The organism is Sulfurimonas crateris (assembly GCF_005217605.1).
In the GTDB taxonomy this organism is placed as follows: Bacteria; Campylobacterota; Campylobacteria; order Campylobacterales; family Sulfurimonadaceae; genus Sulfurimonas; species Sulfurimonas crateris.
In genome coordinates this window covers 129,566-146,753 of the sequence record NZ_SZPX01000002.1, presented here as the reverse complement: position 1 = coordinate 146,753, position 17,188 = coordinate 129,566, and the positions used below count along the sequence as shown (strand labels likewise).

16 protein-coding genes are annotated in these 17,188 nt (G+C 40.2%); 2 read left to right on the top strand and 14 right to left on the bottom strand.

What is annotated here, in order from left to right; translation table 11 throughout:
- Positions 1–109 precede the first annotated feature (109 nt).
- Genes FCU45_RS03425 through pheS form a run of 4 tightly spaced genes read right to left on the bottom strand, consistent with a single transcriptional unit; the run spans position 110 to position 5,558 of the window.
- Positions 110–952 carry a 4-hydroxy-3-methylbut-2-enyl diphosphate reductase gene (locus FCU45_RS03425; protein WP_137012301.1) on the bottom strand — a complete coding sequence of 281 codons (843 nt, stop codon included), beginning with the start codon at positions 950–952 and terminating at the stop codon, positions 110–112.
- Positions 953–2,233, bottom strand: coding sequence for a 3-phosphoshikimate 1-carboxyvinyltransferase (gene aroA / locus FCU45_RS03420; RefSeq protein WP_137012299.1), 1,281 nt, complete (start codon positions 2,231–2,233; stop codon positions 953–955).
- Positions 2,230–4,569, bottom strand: coding sequence for a phenylalanine--tRNA ligase subunit beta (gene pheT / locus FCU45_RS03415; protein WP_137012297.1), 2,340 nt, complete (start codon positions 4,567–4,569; stop codon positions 2,230–2,232). The genes aroA and pheT overlap by 4 nt, the downstream gene beginning before the upstream one ends.
- Positions 4,566–5,558 (bottom strand): phenylalanine--tRNA ligase subunit alpha, encoded by a 993-nt coding sequence (gene pheS / locus FCU45_RS03410; RefSeq protein ID WP_137012295.1) that lies wholly within the window; start codon positions 5,556–5,558, stop codon positions 4,566–4,568. The genes pheT and pheS overlap by 4 nt, the downstream gene beginning before the upstream one ends.
- Before the next feature lie 124 nt (positions 5,559–5,682).
- Here pheS and FCU45_RS03405 point away from each other — a divergent pair, with 124 nt between their 5' ends.
- Both FCU45_RS03405 and FCU45_RS03400 read left to right on the top strand, forming a co-directional pair.
- The gene (locus tag FCU45_RS03405; protein WP_137012293.1) at positions 5,683–6,039 is read left to right on the top strand and encodes a histidine triad nucleotide-binding protein; all 357 of its coding nucleotides are present in this window, start codon (positions 5,683–5,685) and stop codon (positions 6,037–6,039) included.
- A gap of 6 nt (positions 6,040–6,045) precedes the next feature.
- Complete coding sequence (locus tag FCU45_RS03400; RefSeq protein ID WP_137012291.1) at positions 6,046–7,230, top strand: murein transglycosylase domain-containing protein; 1,185 nt, start codon at positions 6,046–6,048, stop codon at positions 7,228–7,230.
- Between the two features lie 102 nt (positions 7,231–7,332).
- Here FCU45_RS03400 and FCU45_RS03395 read toward each other — a convergent pair whose 3' ends face one another.
- The 10 genes from FCU45_RS03395 to FCU45_RS03350 form a co-directional block, all read right to left on the bottom strand.
- Complete coding sequence (locus FCU45_RS03395; protein WP_137012289.1) at positions 7,333–7,797, bottom strand: OsmC family protein; 465 nt, start codon at positions 7,795–7,797, stop codon at positions 7,333–7,335.
- On the bottom strand, positions 7,797–9,179 hold the full coding sequence (gene argH / locus FCU45_RS03390) for an argininosuccinate lyase (protein WP_137012287.1): 1,383 nt from the start codon (positions 9,177–9,179) through the stop codon (positions 7,797–7,799). The genes FCU45_RS03395 and argH overlap by 1 nt, the downstream gene beginning before the upstream one ends.
- Before the next feature lie 120 nt (positions 9,180–9,299).
- Entirely contained in the window at positions 9,300–9,635 is a 336-nt protein-coding gene (locus tag FCU45_RS03385; protein ID WP_137012285.1) for a cytochrome C, read from the bottom strand.
- An 84-nt stretch (positions 9,636–9,719) separates the two neighbouring features.
- Positions 9,720–11,534 carry a menaquinone biosynthesis decarboxylase gene (locus tag FCU45_RS03380; protein ID WP_137012283.1) on the bottom strand — a complete coding sequence of 605 codons (1,815 nt, stop codon included), beginning with the start codon at positions 11,532–11,534 and terminating at the stop codon, positions 9,720–9,722.
- 1 nt (position 11,535) lies between these two features.
- Positions 11,536–12,477: a hydroxymethylbilane synthase gene (gene hemC / locus FCU45_RS03375; protein WP_137012281.1), complete on the bottom strand. Its 942-nt coding sequence runs from the start codon at positions 12,475–12,477 to the stop codon at positions 11,536–11,538.
- Complete coding sequence (locus FCU45_RS03370) at positions 12,477–13,298, bottom strand: thioredoxin domain-containing protein (RefSeq protein WP_246032229.1); 822 nt, start codon at positions 13,296–13,298, stop codon at positions 12,477–12,479. Before FCU45_RS03370 ends, hemC begins: the two co-directional genes overlap by 1 nt.
- On the bottom strand, positions 13,261–13,689 hold the full coding sequence (locus FCU45_RS03365) for an FxsA family protein (RefSeq protein WP_137012277.1): 429 nt from the start codon (positions 13,687–13,689) through the stop codon (positions 13,261–13,263). Before FCU45_RS03365 ends, FCU45_RS03370 begins: the two co-directional genes overlap by 38 nt.
- Positions 13,689–14,996: a proline--tRNA ligase gene (proS, locus tag FCU45_RS03360; protein ID WP_137012275.1), complete on the bottom strand. Its 1,308-nt coding sequence runs from the start codon at positions 14,994–14,996 to the stop codon at positions 13,689–13,691. The genes FCU45_RS03365 and proS overlap by 1 nt, the downstream gene beginning before the upstream one ends.
- Complete coding sequence (gene hemA, locus FCU45_RS03355; RefSeq protein ID WP_137012273.1) at positions 14,997–16,295, bottom strand: glutamyl-tRNA reductase; 1,299 nt, start codon at positions 16,293–16,295, stop codon at positions 14,997–14,999.
- Complete coding sequence (locus FCU45_RS03350; protein WP_137012271.1) at positions 16,295–17,182, bottom strand: polyprenyl synthetase family protein; 888 nt, start codon at positions 17,180–17,182, stop codon at positions 16,295–16,297. Before FCU45_RS03350 ends, hemA begins: the two co-directional genes overlap by 1 nt.
- Between the last annotated feature and the right edge of the window lie 6 nt (positions 17,183–17,188).

Sequence of the window (17,188 nt, the reverse complement as noted above, 5' to 3'; positions counted from 1 at the left end):
TTCGTGATTATACCCAATTATTGATAACTTTAGCATTAATCGGATATAAATTAAGAGGATTAAAAGATATTTTTGCGGGTAAAAGTGTGTAAAATTCGGACGCTATACTCTAGCTGTTTTTTGTTTGCTGATTCTTCTCTATAGCATTTACAACATTTTGTATGATCCAGTCAGGTGTGGATGCTCCAGCACTTATTCCGCAGAACTCTTTGCCATCAAACCATGAAAAATCGAGATCATTCTCGTCTTCGATATGGTAGCTGTCTTTACAGTTGTCATGGGAGATGCTAAATAACTGTTTTGTGTTTGATGAATTTTTTCCGCCTATGATTATCATAACGTCGGCTTTTTTTGATATTTTTCTAACTGCCTCTTGGTTTTCAAATGTCGCGTTACAGATGGTGTTAAAGACCCTCACCTCTTTATGACGCGGTATAAGATAATTTGCCACTTCCAAATAGTCTTCAACTTTTCTTGTTGTCTGAGCAACTAAAGCTATCTTATCTTTTAACTTTAGATCTTCAAGCTCTTTTGGAGAGGTAACTACGGTCGCTCCGTAAGTCGCGTAACTCTTAACACCCTTTATCTCGGGATGAGCCTCGTCTCCAAAGATGATAATGTCGTAGCCCTGCTCACTCATCTCTTGGCATATCTGCTGCGGTTTTGTAACATATGGGCAAGTCGCATCTACAACATTTACGTTGTTTGCTTTTAGCTCTGAGAGCTCATTTTTGGGTATGCCGTGTGTACGTATGACCGCTTTATCACCCGAAGAGAAGCTTCTGTGATCGTCAGTAAGTCCGACTTTAAAGTCTTTCTCAAGCCTCTCGATCTCTTTTGAATTATGGATAAGGGGTCCGTAAGTAGAGGAGTTTTTATTATCTTCTGCAATTTTAATTGCACGCTTTACACCGAAACAAAAACCGTAACTCTCAGCTAGCTCTATCTTCATCTATAAAAACTCTACTTTCGTTATTTTTTGAAATATCTCGAAAAAGTTTGGAAAAGAGGTATTTATACACTCTATATCCGTCACGTGCATTGAGCATTTTGCTCCGGCGATAATAAAGCTCATAGCAATTCTATGGTCTCCGTGGCTGTCTATCGTAGAGGCTCTCAGCTCTCCACCCTTTACACTGTAGCCGTCATGGACCTCTTCAACCTCTATGCCGCAAGCCCTAAGTCCGTTAACTACTGTTGATATCCTATCGCTCTCTTTTACACGAAGCTCCTCGGCATTTTTAACCACGCTCACGCCATCTGCACATGCAAAGGCTATAGAGAGGGCAGGAAGCTCGTCAATCAGCCAAGAGATATTATCTTCAACGATTATGGCCTTAAGAGGAGAGTGTTTTACGCGTATATTTCCGATCGGCTCATACTTGTTCTCAGTCGTCTCATAGCTGATATCAGCTCCCATTCTCTCTAACGCCTTGAACGCCTCTATACGTGTCGGATTTAAAGTAACACCCTCCAGCACGACATCAGAACCGGGTGTGATCGCAGCGGCAACGGCAAAGAAAAATGCGCTTGAGGGATCTGAGGGTACTCTTATTTTTAACGGAGAGAGAAGCTTTTTCATAGGCTTTATTATTGTAATCAAGCCATCCGTCTCGATCTGGGCACCCATCCCTTTTAACATTCTCTCTGTATGGTCACGACTCAGTTCAGGTTCGCTGTAACTGCACTCACCGTCTGCTCTAAGAGCTGCCAAGATCATCGCACTTTTAACCTGTGCAGAAGCGATTTTACTCTCGTAGTTAAACGCCTTGAGAGATGCACCTCTAATACTTAGCGGTGCCAGATCGCCATCATTTCTGCCATCAAGTTTTGCACCGATGTCACGCAAAGGTGCAGTCACTCGCTTCATTGGACGGCGTCTTAGATACTCATCTCCCGTTAGGACAAAATGCCCCTCTGCCGAGCTTAAAAGTCCGCAAAAAAGCCTCATTCCTGTTCCGGAATTTCCACAGTCAAGTATCTCGCTGCTCTCTTTGATCCCCTCTGAACTTATCCTGATAACTTCTCCATCATCAACCACCATTGCGCCGAGATTTTTTACTATATTAAGAGAGTTTAAAGTATCTTCAGCTCTTAAAAAGTTAGTGATCTCGCTTGTTCCATCTGCTAGCATAGCAAACATAGCACAGCGGTGAGATATTGATTTATCGGGTGCTATCTCAGATATTGCAAGTGAGAATGGTGACGCTATTGTAACTTTTACGCTTCTCATCTAATAGTGATTCCCAATTTATCTTTTAGTGCATCTAGTATACTCTGCATAGATTTGGTAATATCATCCTCTTCTAGCGTCTTATCCATCGACTGAAGAACAAATCTTATCGTCAAACTCATATTTTGACCCAAAGATTTATCGCTGTATTTATCAACCGGGTAGAAGCGGATAAGATTCTCTACCGAGGACTCCTCTATAACACCCTTGACCTTATCATAACCCATATCTTTTGGCATAACAAGACTCAAGTCTCTGTGTGACGCCTGATATCTTGAGCTGTTTTTAGCACTCTTTAGTCCGCTTGGAAGCTTAGAGAAATCAAGTTCACACATATAGGTCACATCAAGATCATAACTCTCTTCTACATCCGGATGAACGCGAAACAGCTCCCCTACACTTTCATCTCCGATAATGATCTGAGCAGATTGAAATGGATGAGAGAGCGAGTGCTCTGTTTTAAACTCTCTTAGTTCAAACTCTCCGATGATGTTTGAGATCTTTTGAGTAAAAAATCCAAAGTCAACCTTTGATGGTTTACCTGCGTTTGAGAGACTCTCAAGCTCTCTGTCACCTGAGAATAGAACTGCCATCCTCATTGACTCCTCTCTTTGGGAGTTAAATACGGAACCGACTTCAAATAGCTTTACAGAATAATAGCCATTTTTAGAGTTGTTTGACGCCGCTTTTAAAAGACCGGTTAGAAGAGTAGATCTTAGTGTATCAAGAGTATTGACGATCGGGTTTAGAAGCTCTTTACCCTCATCTAGGGTCTCAAAACCGTACTGCTCTAAAACCCTCTTCTCATCAAAAACAAAGTGAACCGACTCAAAAAAGCCGCTAAATGCAGCTTTATGTCTATAATCACGCTTCTTTTTGTAGGCAAAATAGTCATCTTTTAGTCTATTCTCTTCTGTGAAGCTAAAAGGTTTTGAGGGGATATTGTCAATCCCCACAAGGCGGACGATCTCCTCTACAATATCTTGTTTATTGGATATATCATGTCTAAATTTAGGAACAGAGACAACAAAATTGTTCGCAGAAGATTTTGTCGTATCAAAACCGAGATTTTTAAGTATTTTTGTGATCTTAGCCTTGTCGATGTTAGCACCGATTATCTCATCTATCTCTTTTTTGCTGACACTGATTATCTTATCTTCATGAGAATCGCCAAGCTCAATAGTGCCGCCAAAGACCGATGAAGCTGAATTAGACTCCAGTATACCGACACAGTAGCATAGACCTACATCCAGATCCGGTTCACTCCCTCTTGAAGTTCTGTAGTACATCGGACCTGCAAGCATCTTTGACTCTTGCATTTTTTTAGAGATTATTTCAGGGGGAATATAGCTTGCCTCTATAAGGACAACACCCTTCTCGTCGGTTACTTTTGACTCATCTTCTTGAATTATTCCGACAGTAGAGGCTTTTTTATTCTCTTTTGTCATTATCGAAGCGTAGCCGTTTTCATCCTGCGTAAGAGATACTTTTGCAAGCATCTCATTTTTAGAACAGAAGAAGCTATGATCGTATGCTCTTAAAATAACCCCGCTGCTATGAGTTGCATAGTGCATAAGAGACTCTATGTCGCTCTCTCTTGAGTTCTCTATCTGCGCCAGCCTCAATCTTACTATAAACGGAAGATTTAACTCTTTTAGATCAACGGCCTTGTAGCGAAGGTTTACGTTTAAATTATTTTCATGCGATAGAGACAAAATCCTTCCGATCCCTACTCTTTTATCATCATTTTCATCTTTTTTCTCATCTTTTAGAGACTTGTCATATGCTGCGCACAAGTCTCTGGCTATACCTCTTATACTTAAGCAGTCACCGCGGTTCGCAGTCAGCTCTATCTCGATTAAATCGTCGCTGAATATCGGGTTCTCAGAGACCTCTTCGCCAAGTGTATAGCTCCCTATACTGCCATCAAGCTCGATTATTCCATCGTAAATATCTTCAAGCCCGATCTCTTTAGCCGAACAGATCATACCCTCAGACTCTACTCCGCGAAGCTTTACAGGCTTTATTGTAAGCCCGCTTGGCATAACGGCACCGATAGTTGCCACTACTACGTCAAGTCCAGCTCTTACATTTGAGGCTCCGCAGACGATCTGACGCACGCTTGTCCCTATATCGACCTGACACACATTGAGCTTGTCTGCATCCGGATGCTTTTTACAATCCAAAACCCTGCCAAAGAGTATCTTTTTAGGGATCTCATATGTTGAAATGCTGTCTACTTCAAGACCTATTGAGTTAAATGTTTTTACAAGTTCCTCTGTGGAGATGTTGCTCAGATCCACCCACTCGTTTAACCAACTTCTAGTAACTATCATTGAAACTGCTCCAACAACTTAATATCTCCTTCAAAGAGCGAACGCAGGTCTCCTATGTGGTGGATAAGCATTGCAAATCTCTCCACACCGAGCCCAAAAGCGTATCCGCTTACATTTTCATATTTTACCGCTTCAAAAACATTCGGATCAACAATTCCGCATCCAAGTACTTCAAGCCATCCTGTTTTAGAACAGACTCTGCACCCTTTTCCCTTACAAAAAACACATGAGATATCAACCTCTGCCGAAGGTTCCGTAAAAGGGAAGAAACTAGGGCGAAAACGGACATCTACGTCACCGAACATATACTTTAAAAAATCTTCTAAAATAAATTTCAGATTTGCAAAAGAGACCTTCCCCTCTTCATCTACTAAAAGCCCCTCGACCTGATGAAACATTGGAGTATGAGTAATATCATAATCTCTTCTAAAGACAGCCCCCGGAGCTATCATACGTATAGGAGGCTTGGAGTTCATCATCGTTCTTATCTGAACAGGCGATGTATGCGTGCGAAGCAGCATCTCGTCCCTGAAATAGAAAGTGTCCTGCATATCGCGTGCAGGATGATATTTTGGAAGATTTAGAGCTTCAAAGTTGTTAAAATCATCTTCTACCATATTCCCTGTTTTAACGGCAAAATTCATAGACGAGAAATACTCTACGATTCTATCCATAGTCTCCATAACCGGGTGCAATGCACCTGATTCAGAGTTTGTGCTGTACATAGAGACATCTATAGCCTCTGCCTTCATATGCGCTTCTAGCTCCAACGTCTGAAGGATAGTCTTTCTCTGCTGCAGCTCGTTCATCAAAGCAGTTTTATGAGTGTTTAACTCTTGTGCTATTTTTGATTTTTCTTCGTCCGGTGCGCTTTTCATTTTTGCAAATTCTGCTGCTAAAACACCTTTTTTTCCAAACACGGCTATACGGATCTCTTCAATCCGCTCAACGCTCTGTGCTTCTTTTATTGCGTCATACCACTCTTTCAATAGACTCACCCATATCTGAGGGAAATACCCTCTTAAATTTTGAAGTTGATTATAGTCAAATATAATTTATATATAGCTTCATTTACTCTTTTATATGTTACAATAAATAAAAAAAGGAGCACAGATGTGCATATTTTGCAAGATTATAAACAATGAAATTCCTTCAAATATTATATTAGAAAACGAGGAGTTCATGGCGTTTCATGACATTAATCCAAAAGCTCCGATTCATGTGCTCGCAATCCCGAAAACTCATGTAGATAGTTTCAACGAAGTTAGCCCTCAGACTATGGAGGGAATGACTAAATTTATGCAAGATGTCGCAAAAGAGATGGGAATCGATAAAAGCGGTTACAGAGTGATAACAAATGTCGGCGATAACGGAGGACAGGAGGTCAAGCACCTGCACTTTCATATAGTAGGCGGTGCAAAGCTTGCCTGGTCACACCTGAGCGATGCGGATCCTATGGGAAAATTTTAAGAGACTATGTTCGTTAAAACCCTGATCTCTCTATCTCTATCTTCACTACTTTTAGCACAAAGTTCAAATGATTTTCAAAAGACTCAGATGGGGGCTTTTGAAAATCAAAAAAGTCAGTTCAGCTCCTACAAAACAGGTATAGAAGATGAGTTTAACTCCTATCAAAACTCACTGCAAAAAGAGTATGACAAATATACAAAAGAACTAAGCCTCTTTTGGGAAGATCCCATAATTTCAACAAAAAAAAGATGGGTAGCTTACAGTGAAGATAAAAAGACAAGAACAGATGTTGATTTTGAAAATGAGACTATCGTTGTAGAGACTATAGCATCATCCGAACAAGAGGCAAAAGAGAAGCTTAAAAAAGCTCTTGCCAACGTAGTTACTATAGATACAAAAAAAGCGCATGAGAGCGATCTCCTTGAACAGAGGCTCTCAAAGATAAAAAAACCCTCTTACATGGCAGATGATGAGATCAAAGCAGAGCCTATTCTCTCAACCGTTATATTTGACAAAGAGCCATCAAAAGATGCTCTTATCTCCTATGTGAATGAAAAAGCAAAAGATGAAAATATCAGATCAAGCAGTTCAAAAAAAGTAAAAGGTGAGAGGATCTATACGCTAAATGTGTCAATGCCCTCAGACGCAATGCTAAAGAGATCGAAAATATACTACGAAGAGGTTAAAAAGCAGTCGTTAAAACAGAATATTCCCGTGCCTCTTATATTTGCCGTTATACACTCCGAGAGCAGCTACAATCCAAGAGCAAGATCTCATATACCTGCTTACGGATTAATGCAAATAGTCCCTAAAACAGCAGGGATCGACAGCTATCTATTTTTATACAAAGAGAAAAAAATAGTCTCAGGCAGTTATCTCTACAACAGCAAGAACAACATCACTATGGGAAGTGCCTATTTGCACATTCTTTACTATAAATACCTTAACAAAATAAAAGACCCGCAAAGCCGTCTATACTGTACTATTGCGGCATATAATACGGGAGCCGGAAACGTCGCCTGGGCATTTGCCAAAACGAACAATATGCATAAAGCTGCTCCGATTATAAACTCTATGACACCAAATGAAGTCTATGATGCACTCCTGAGAGATTTAAAATACAGCGAGCCTAAAGAGTACCTAAAAAAAGTCTCAAAGAGAATGCTATCTTATCATAAAGCTTATCAATAATATTATACTTCTCGAAAAACTTGTTTTTCGTAGCTTTAGGGGGTTGTAGGGACTTTAGTCCCTGCCACTAAAACGGACGCGTTCGTTTTAGTGTATAAATTCCTATGAGGGGCAACTCTCGATCTCGCCCATGTCTATCTTGCTTCCACCGCCAGAGATCATCTTCTCATTTTTTCTTATCTTATTTCCGTTATGAGTTATTGAGTATGAGATAACGACGGAGTCTCTAATGGTGTTTATTGTAGAGCAGTATGTCTCCAAAGATGCCATGACCCAGCGAGCCGCCATCATGTCATCTCCATCGGAGTTAAAGCTGTACTCAAGATGCAGAGTGTTGAACTTTCTTGGATGCTCATCATTTCTTATTGCATCGCCCTCCACCACAAGGTCTGTAACGGTTTTGCCTTGATTTTTAGGCAGTAAAACAATATCCGTTGCACTGCAGGTGATAATACCTGCCAAAAAATACTCGACAGGCGTTATCTGCGGACAGTCAATCACAAAACTGCTTTTTTCTGTTTTAGCCTCAAATTTCATACTATCTTGGTGAGAAACAGTAACCTTCATTACTTCTCCTTTAAAAAATTTCTAAAATATTCCAGCTGCTCTTTGGTTCTTTGCGTAGATGTTCCGCCTGCAGAAGTTCTTGCATTCATAGAGTTGTCAATTGAGAGAAACTCTAAAACATCCTCGCCGATTCTCTTATCTATCTCTTGAAGATATTTCAGCTCTATATCGCTTAGATCAATTTTCAGCTCTTCGCTTTTTGCAACAGCTTTACCCGTAATAAAGTGTGCTTCTCTAAAAGGGATATCGCACTTTTGAACCAGATAATCTGCCAGATCGGTAGCGCTCAAGTGCCCTACTTTACATGCACTGTTCATATTTTGCTCTTTTACCTGCATAGTCTTGATAGCCTCTTTTAATATCTCTAATGATATTTCAGCTGTCTCAACCGCATCAAAAACACCCTCTTTGTCCTCTTGAGTATCTTTGTTGTATGCTAATGGAAGAGCTTTCATAACAGTCAGAAGCCCCATCAAAGAGCCGTAAACACGACCTGTCTTGCCGCGAAGAAGTTCAGGAACGTCAGGGTTTTTCTTCTGCGGCATTATTGATGAACCGGTAGAGTACTCATCGCTGAGCTCTACAAACTTGAACTCATAACTTGACCACATAACAAGCTCTTCACTCAGACGTGATATATGCATCATCATTGTTGATATACTGAACAATATCTCTAAAGCAAAATCTCTGTCGCTTACGGTATCTAGACAGTTAACACTTACGCTATCAAAGCCCAGAAGCTGAGCCGTCATATCTCTGTCTATTTTATGCGGTGTTCCAGCAAGTGCAGCGCATCCAAGCGGAGAGACGTTATTTCTTGCATGTGAGCTCTCAAATCTCTCTATATCTCTTTTGAACATTGAGAGATACGCACCCAGATGAAAAGCAAAATTGACAGGCTGAGCATGCTGAAGATGTGTCATACCCGGTATTAGAGTTTCAGTGTGCTTAGATGCAACGACCAATATCTCTTGCATTAGCAGCTTTATGGCATCTACAATCTCTAAATTTTTACGAAGAACATAACGGCGAAAATCTACCGCGATCTGATCATTTCTGCTTCTTGCAGTATGGAGTTTTTTTCCTGCATCACCGATAATAGCAGTCAAACGCTTCTCTATGCCCATATGAAGATCTTCATCCGAGATTTTCCACTCAAATAGACCTGACTCTATCTCCTCTTTTACTTGAGTGAGCCCTTGTGTGATCTGGGAGAGTTCATCGGCAGTTAAGATACCCTGCTTTGCAAGCATCTGGGCATGTGCTAAAGAGCCCTCTATATCCTCACGATATAGTTTTCTATCAAACATGATGGATGCGTTAAACTGATCTAAAAGATTTGATGAGCCTGCAGAAAAACGGCCTGACCACATTTTTTCCATAATTATTCCTTGATATATTAAAAAGTTTGGTATTTTAACTAAATTAAGTGATTTTTACAAAGTGAAGAGTCTTTGCAAAGAGGCGAAGTTAGTACTTCTGATCTCTGCTGAAGTTATTATTTAATTACAAGCCGGAACGTTACCGCTGTCTTTTGCGTATTCGAGTAAAAAATCCTCTAAATGTCTGGTATTTTTAGAAAACTTTTTGCTCTCAAAATATTTATGAGACTTTTTAGCTTTATCACTCTTTAAGTGAATATCTTGGAGTCTCTTTCCTTTAGCCCTAGTATAGCTCTTCCACTCTATCTTTCTTTTTGTCGCAATGTAACTTTGTCCTGCTTTATGGCATTTGACGCAATTTCTTACGAACTCTCTTTGCCCTTTATATATCGCAGCACTTGCACTAATTGAAGTAAAAATAGATATAGATAGGACAAACATTAAAAACTTACTCATGCGTTAAACCCCTATAATGATTGATTATGTTACATCACTATTTATTATATTAACCTTATAATAAGAGAAAAAGAGATTAAATAATTACAATTGAAACTTTTCATACATTTTATCGCTTAAATCCCACACACCTTTTTGCTTTAAGGCATCTACGACACTCTGTGTGCACTCAACATCATCAGGCCACTCTCTACTAAATCCGTCAAGAAGATTTTTGTTTGTTCCATCAACTCCCACCATCAAAGCAGATATATAAACATCTCTCATGGCATCCATATTGTTTGTAACTCTCCAGATGAGCATATACGGGTTAAAAATATCATTCTTTGCTTCATCTACAAAGACAACCACTCTCATATGCATGCTCAACTCTACTAAAGCGTCAAAGTAGCTCTTTGCATTTTTTGTTTTTCTTACAGATATAACAGTTATAGGGTTCTTTGTTCTTCTCATAAACTGATGTAGGTTAACAGCATCTGGGACAAGCTCTTTAACCCTTCTTAAAAGCTCCTCATCACCTAAAAGCTGAGGTGCTTCCACTTTATTTGCAGAAGTAGCATCGATTCCCAATTTTCCGCCAACAAGCGTTTCGGGAGAAGAGTGATCAAGAGCATCTAAAATACCCTCGGTTATAAAGAGAGATTTAGGCGCAAATCTATCGAGTATATATGTAGCAACTGCCTCATAATTCTCCAGAGTAGGAGCCTTTTCGTCCAAAAATATGGCATGTTTTACAAAGCTCATCTGTCCAGCACCCCAAAAAGCGTGCATAAACTGCTTTGCATGACCTTTATATAACGGTTTCATCTTTGCTAAAATGAGATTGTGAAAACCTGCATTCTCAGGCATATGATAATCCAGCAGATCGGGTGCGGTCGTTTTTAAAAGAGGGAAAAATATCTTCCCCGTAGCCCAGCCCATATACTTATCTTCAAGCGGCGGTTTTCCTACAACGGTAGCTAAAAAAACCGGCTCTTTTTTCGTAGTTATCGCGCTTACTTCCATAACAGGGTATGGCTCTTTGAGCGTATAATAACCCGTGTGATCCCCAAAAGGACCCTCTATTTTCATCTCCTGTGTATCCACCCACCCCTCGATGACATAATCAACATCTTGCGGAATATATAGAGGTGTTGTAAGAGACTTTACAAGCTTTGCAGGCTCTTTTTTTATAAGTCCGTACATTAAAAGTTCGTTTACGCCATACGGAAGCGGAGCAGTAGCACACCATGTATATAGAGGATCTCCTCCGATAGCAATTGAGACCGGCATCTTCTTGCCGGCTTTTTGATACTGATCAAAAAAGTGAGAGGAATCTTTATGAATCTGCCAATGCATCCCCAAATGATTTTTATCGTACACTTGAAGTCTATACATTCCAAGGTTAACCATCTCACCGTCAAGGCTCTGCGTATAGACCTGACCCATTGTTATAAAAGGGCCTCCGTCTTGCTCCCAAGTAGTCAGTACAGGAAGCTTGTAGAGATCTATATTTTCATCTAAATATTTTATCTGCTGACAAACCCCGCTACCCTTTAACTTTTTTGGAAATATGTTTTTAAGGGCAAAAAGTTCACCTGCCATTGAGAGCTTGTTGAAAAAACCTTCAGGCGGCTTCATGTGAAGAAGTTTTGTTATCTCATCGGCAACCGACTCTATTGTTCTTCCAAAGAGCAGCTCACAACGTCTGTATGAGCCAAAAACATTCATAAAAACGCTCTCTTGAAATTTTTTTCCGCTTTTCTTATCAACTACGTTTGTAAATAGAAGTGCCTTGCCGCCATCTTTTTTCTTTACCTCTGCATAAGCCAAGTGAGGTATCTCAAGATATATATCAAGCTCTTCTTCTATTACTCTTAACTCATCATTTTTTCTAAGTAGCTCGATAGTTCTCTTCATTCTATTTGTTTTCCATCATGGCTTCAGCACGCACAAGAAGCTCTTTAGCACCTCTTGCTATAAACTCTGATGCCATCTCTCTGCCTACGCTTTGGTAATCTCTTTTGGATGTTATTTTTGAATCACTAAGCATCTCTGTTCCATCAGGAAGACCAAGAACTGCTTTAATGCTTACATTTCCATCCTCTAAAACAGATGCATTGACACCGATAGGAACCTGACATCCGCCCTCTAGTTCATCAACAAAACTTCTCTCGATAGTAGTCTCTATTCTGCTGTACTCATCTTCAAGTCCTGCAACTATCTTTAAGACCTCTGCATCGTTTACCGCTTCAATACCAAGTGCTCCCTGACCCATAGATGGAACCATCTCCTCCAGAGAGATCGGGTATACGTGTTTTACTGCATCTAGTAAAGAGAGTCTGTTTATCCCCGCAGCCGCTAAGATAATAGCGTCAAACTCTCCCTCTTTTAGCTTTCTTATTCTTGTATCGACATTGCCTCTTAGATCTTTTATGACCAAGTCTGGACGAAGCTTCTCTATCTGCATACGACGGCGAAGAGAAGATGTGCCGACTACCGCACCTTGCGGAAGTGAATCAATATTTGCATATTTTTGGGAAAGAAGTGCATCTCTGCAATCCTCTCTCTCCGTAATAGCAGCCAGTAAAAGCCCATCAGGCATAACTGTCGGAACATCTTTTAGAGAGTGAACGGCAATCTGAGCCTCGCCTCTAAGCATCGCCTCTTCAAGCTCTTTTAAAAAGAGCCCTTTGCCACCTATTTTAGATAGTGCCTTATCTTGGATCCTGTCCCCCGTAGTCACAATCACATTAAGCTCAACCTCTAAACCGGGATTTTGCTCCTCTAAAACAGCCTTTATATGATTTGATTGCCAAAGTGCAAGCTGTGAACCCCTTGTTGCTATTACTAATTTTTTCATTATTTTGCCTCTTTATATTTCATTTTTGTTTTATCTAACTTTCCGTCAAAAAAGACCATCGGTGTGCCGTTGACCATCATCTTGTCAGCTATCTCAAGATCACTCTTAAAATGAGCCGTAACCTCTTTTGAGAGAAGTTCAAACGGCTTGATATTTGATTTCATTGTCTTGTTGAACTCGGCTAAAATCTTCTCATGAGATCTCTCTTTTGGATCTACCTTGACTTTGTAGAGGTCAAGCACTACGTTTTTTCTCCCCTTGAGTTCAAGAGCTATAGCTGCTTTTACAAGCTCGACCGCAGCGGGATGAAGCGTCTCTAGTGGAAAATGATAATAATACACTGCATATTTGTTAGGCTCTTTTTTCATAAAGTTGATCGCTTCAGGAACGTAAGATTTACAAAATGGGCAAAGCGGATCTGAGAAAATAGCAACCTTGTATTTTGCATTTGGATTTCCTGAGATCAGGTTCTCTCTTTTATAGTACTCATCTTTAAAAGGGATAGAGACAAAATCGCTCATCGCTTTTGCGCTTTGTATATCAAAAAGCTCTTTTGTCAAAATCTCTCCATCTGAGAACCAGAGCATCTTTTGAACTACCTGTCGTCCATCTTTTTTTAAAATAGCGTCCAACTCGACTACATAGGCACTCCACTTTTCATGCCCTTCAACGCTGTTTTTACTTAAAATTTTAACATTCATAGATTTTACGTTTGGATTATTATCAAAACTGTTCTCTATAAATGTCTCTATTTTTTGTTCTAAATCTTGCGCACTTACAAAACTACTTATTAGAGCTATTGTCGCTAATAATTTCAACATCAATGACATCATTATCCTTTTTTAAACTGTTGTATTCATCTTCTTTTTTGCATTTGTCTGATTTTACATTATAACGATTAACGAGCATAGTCGTAAATATGCTAAACTGCAGTAAAGCGCCGATAATGTCCGTTAAAAAACCAGGCACTATAAGCAAGATAGCCCCTATGATCGTAAAGAGATTAAGGCTTTGAAACTGCTGCAGATCGATACAGTTGTATGATACCGCCATAAAATTTTCTCTAAGAGTTGATTTGAAATTAGCCAATATCATAAGCCCGATAAATGCGCTTAGAAGTATCTCAAAAAATGTTGCCAAACCACCGATGGCAGATGATATGTTTACCGAGATTATGACTTCCAAAAAGAGGTAGAGTATAAAATATATCATTACTTAAGAAGTTCCGTTATTTTTTCAAAGATCTCATCAGCTTTTACGGAGATACTCTCTTTTGTTTTTCTCTCAAATACCTGAACTAGACCGTTTTCAAGCTCTTTACCTATGACAACCGTGTAAGGGAAGCCTATAAGCTCCGCATCTTTCATCTTAAAACCGAATCTCTCTTTAGAATCATCAAGCATAACATCTACATTTGATTCTTGAAGTTTTGTATAAAGCTCTTCGCCGAGATTTACCTGAGCGTCATCTTTAATATTTGAGATCATAATATTGACCACATATGGAGCGGTCGCTTTTGTCCAAATACATCCACTCTCATCATGATTCTGCTCAATCACAGCCGCTACAAGTCTGCTCACGCCTATGCCGAACGTAGCCATCTCAAAAGGCTTCGATCTTCCGTTTTCATCGTTGAAATGCGCTTCAAGCGCTGCAGAGTACTTAGTTCCGAGCTGAAAGATGTGCCCGACTTCAATACCTTTTTTAAAATGAAGCTCAGATCCGCAAGAGCAGCGCTTCTCAATAGTTAGCTCTTGAAGCTCCTCGTAAGATTTTATCTTTAGTGCATCGATCTCCTCTTCGCTCTCATAGATGGTCTCTATATTTGCGCCGTAATCACAAGCCTCGCAGACTACAAGAGTATCTTCGCCGCTGTTTGCCAAGACATGAAACTCTTTACTCCCCTCTCCGCCGATAGCACCGCTGTCAGCCGCAACTACTCTAAAATCAAGCCCGAGTCTTGTAAATATCTTTTTATATGTCTCTTCCATAAGATCAAACTCTCTTATCATATCCTCCACAGAGGAGTGAAAAGAGTATCCGTCTTTCATCAAAAACTCGCGACCGCGCATAAGTCCATATCTAGGTCTTGCCTCATCGCGAAATTTTGTATTGATCTGGTATAGATTAAGCGGCAGGTCTTTGTAGCTGGTGACTCTGTTTTTTACCATCTCAACCATAGCCTCTTCATTTGTGGGGCTAAGCACAAACTCGTTTTCGTGTCTGTCCTTTATGCGAAGCATCTCTTTTCCCATAGCCTCGGATCTGCCGCTTCTCTCCCACAAACCGATAGGTGTAACAAAACTAAGCTGTACCTCTTGGCACCCAGAGCGATCAAGCTCCTCTTTTACAATAGCTCTTATTTTTTCTAACACGATCTTGCCAAGAGGCATAAAGTTATAAAGTCCGGCACCTTGGCTGTTTATAAAACCGCCTCTAATTAAAAATTTATGGCTTGGCAGTGTTGCATCGGATGGCGCCTCTTTTGTTGTTGGAACAAACGCTCTGCTTCTTCTCAATTATTGTCCTTCTATAATGTTTAAGGCATGCTCGCACTTGTATTTATCAGGCATGTCGCTTTTATCTTTTTGTATCAAAAACTGTAGTGCACTTGTCACCATATCCGCTTTTGACTCTTCTGAAACACTACGCATTTTAGAGGTCATCTCATGAAGGAATCTCTTCATTACCTGCTCGCTCATCTTGGCGATCTGTTCTTCATACTCTCTTGGAATAAAGCCTTTATTAATGACTCTTTGTGTCTCTACTCTTGCAGCTTCAAAAGCCTTTTGATATATCTCTTTGATCATTGGCTCTATGTTTAAAGTATTTAGCCACTCAAAGAACTCTACCGTGCTTCTTCCCACGATACCGTGAGCTTTTCTAGCACTATCTTCACGAAGCGTCATATTCTCATCTACGATATTTTTTAGATCATCTATTACATAGAGATTGATTCGCTCGCCTTTGTGGTAGTTAATATCACGCGGAAGCGCCATATCAAACCAAAATCTGTCAAAGTCGCAAGACTGGATGATCTCATCTGTTATTATAGGTTCAGTTGCAGAAGTCGCCGTAAAAAGAATCTCAAAATCATTTACCGCTTTTGGCAATTCGCACATATCCAAAGTTTTAACGCCGCACTCCTCTGCCAATTTTTTAGCTTTGCTTGAGGTTCTGTTCATAATATACACATCAGCCCCACTAGACACTAGATGTTTAGCGGTGATCTCAGACATCTCTCCGACACCGATAACCAATGCTTTTTTACCCTCGACGCTCTCTAATACAGACTTTAGCTTTGAAACCGCAACACTTGCGATCGAGACAGGTTTTGAAGAGATATCGGTCGCATTTCTGACTTTTGCCGCACACTTAAAAGCGTGGTGCATTGCGCGAGCAAGTTTTTGACCGCAGAAACCCTTGTCGTATGAGAATCTAAATGCATCTTTTAGCTGTCCTGCGATCTGCGTCTCGCCTACGACCATCGAATCAAGTGAAGAAGCTACCGAAAATACATGATGAATAGCACTGCTGTCATCAAATATGCTAGCTCTTCCCTCAAGTTCATCTATTGAAATTCCTGACCTTGCCGTTAACATGTTAAAAATATGCTGAGTTGCCTCTGCCACATCGCTACAGCTGCAGAACACCTCCATGCGGTTACAAGTAGAGATCAGGATAGACTCGTTTATTGCAGGGCTAGAGTTTAACTTAGTCAAACACCCCATCTTGGATTGCTCATCTTTATAAGAGAGCTTCTCCCTTACTTCCATAGTTGAATTTTTATGTGAAAAACTTATATTTAAATAGTGCATCAGTAACTTCTTTTTATCATGGTCTGTAAAATATTTATGAGCTGTTCGTCATTTTTCATTGCATTCATCGCCTCATCTGATAATTTTTGCGCCAACTCAAAAGATCTCTCAACACTCTTGTACTCTTGCATCTTATCTCTGATCCATGCGCTTTCATCTTCACTCAAAACTTTTGCGTGAAGGCTCTTTAGCCTCTCTTTTTCATCACCGCTTAGGACTCTGTAAAGATAAATATACGGCAGCGTGCATTTACCTTCTACAAAATCGTTCATTGCGGGCTTTCCAAGAGTTGCCGCGTCACTTGTGATGTCTAGTATATCGTCTATTATCTGAAAAGAGAGACCGAGGTTTCTTCCGTAGAGGGCGTGGGAAAGTGGATCTTTGCCCGCTAAGGTTGCAGCCCCGTGGGCTGCCGCTTCAATTAGAGTGGCAGTTTTTAGATATAGCATCTCAAGATATCTCTCTTCATCGTCGTTAAAACTCTGCGCCATTTTTACATCCATCATCTCGCCCTTGCTTAAAGCAGTAACGCTTGAGGCGATCATCTTGGCAATACCCCTATCAAACGAGACAAGTTCACTAAAAGCTTTTGAGTATAAAATATCTCCAAGCATAACAGCGTTTTTACTTCCCTCAGTCGCATTGACGGAAGCTACGCCGCGTCTTAGTATTGCTTCATCTATTACATCATCATGAAGCAAGCTCGCAGCGTGAATAAGTTCTACGATAGCTGCTAAAAGAGGGGCTCTCTCGCTTGAGGGTGCGATCTTTAAAATTAGCTTTGCTCTAAGTCTCTTACCGCCTGAGAGCGTACTGAAAAGGCGTGTAACTTCATCATACTCTATCTCCCCAATTAATCTTGCTATTTCACTCTCAACTCTCTGCATCGTCCC

Bases quoted from the DNA above. Each gene is read 5' to 3' on its own strand.
- pheT (WP_137012297.1), bottom strand. From the start codon at position 4,569: ATGATAGTTACTAGAAGTTGGTTAAACGAGTGGGTGGATCTGAGCAAC.
- aroA (WP_137012299.1), bottom strand. From the start codon at position 2,233: ATGAGAAGCGTAAAAGTTACAATAGCGTCACCATTCTCACTTGCAATA.
- FCU45_RS03380 (WP_137012283.1), bottom strand. From the start codon at position 11,534: ATGAAGAGAACTATCGAGCTACTTAGAAAAAATGATGAGTTAAGAGTA.
- FCU45_RS03425 (WP_137012301.1), bottom strand. From the start codon at position 952: ATGAAGATAGAGCTAGCTGAGAGTTACGGTTTTTGTTTCGGTGTAAAG.
- FCU45_RS03350 (WP_137012271.1), bottom strand. From the start codon at position 17,182: ATGCAGAGAGTTGAGAGTGAAATAGCAAGATTAATTGGGGAGATAGAG.
- argH (WP_137012287.1), bottom strand. From the start codon at position 9,179: ATGGAAAAAATGTGGTCAGGCCGTTTTTCTGCAGGCTCATCAAATCTT.
- FCU45_RS03400 (WP_137012291.1), top strand. From the start codon at position 6,046: ATGTTCGTTAAAACCCTGATCTCTCTATCTCTATCTTCACTACTTTTA.
- FCU45_RS03365 (WP_137012277.1), bottom strand. From the start codon at position 13,689: ATGATATATTTTATACTCTACCTCTTTTTGGAAGTCATAATCTCGGTA.
- FCU45_RS03385 (WP_137012285.1), bottom strand. From the start codon at position 9,635: ATGAGTAAGTTTTTAATGTTTGTCCTATCTATATCTATTTTTACTTCA.
- hemA (WP_137012273.1), bottom strand. From the start codon at position 16,295: ATGCACTATTTAAATATAAGTTTTTCACATAAAAATTCAACTATGGAA.
- hemC (WP_137012281.1), bottom strand. From the start codon at position 12,477: ATGAAAAAATTAGTAATAGCAACAAGGGGTTCACAGCTTGCACTTTGG.
- FCU45_RS03370 (WP_246032229.1), bottom strand. From the start codon at position 13,298: ATGTTGAAATTATTAGCGACAATAGCTCTAATAAGTAGTTTTGTAAGT.
- FCU45_RS03405 (WP_137012293.1), top strand. From the start codon at position 5,683: ATGTGCATATTTTGCAAGATTATAAACAATGAAATTCCTTCAAATATT.
- FCU45_RS03395 (WP_137012289.1), bottom strand. From the start codon at position 7,797: ATGAAGGTTACTGTTTCTCACCAAGATAGTATGAAATTTGAGGCTAAA.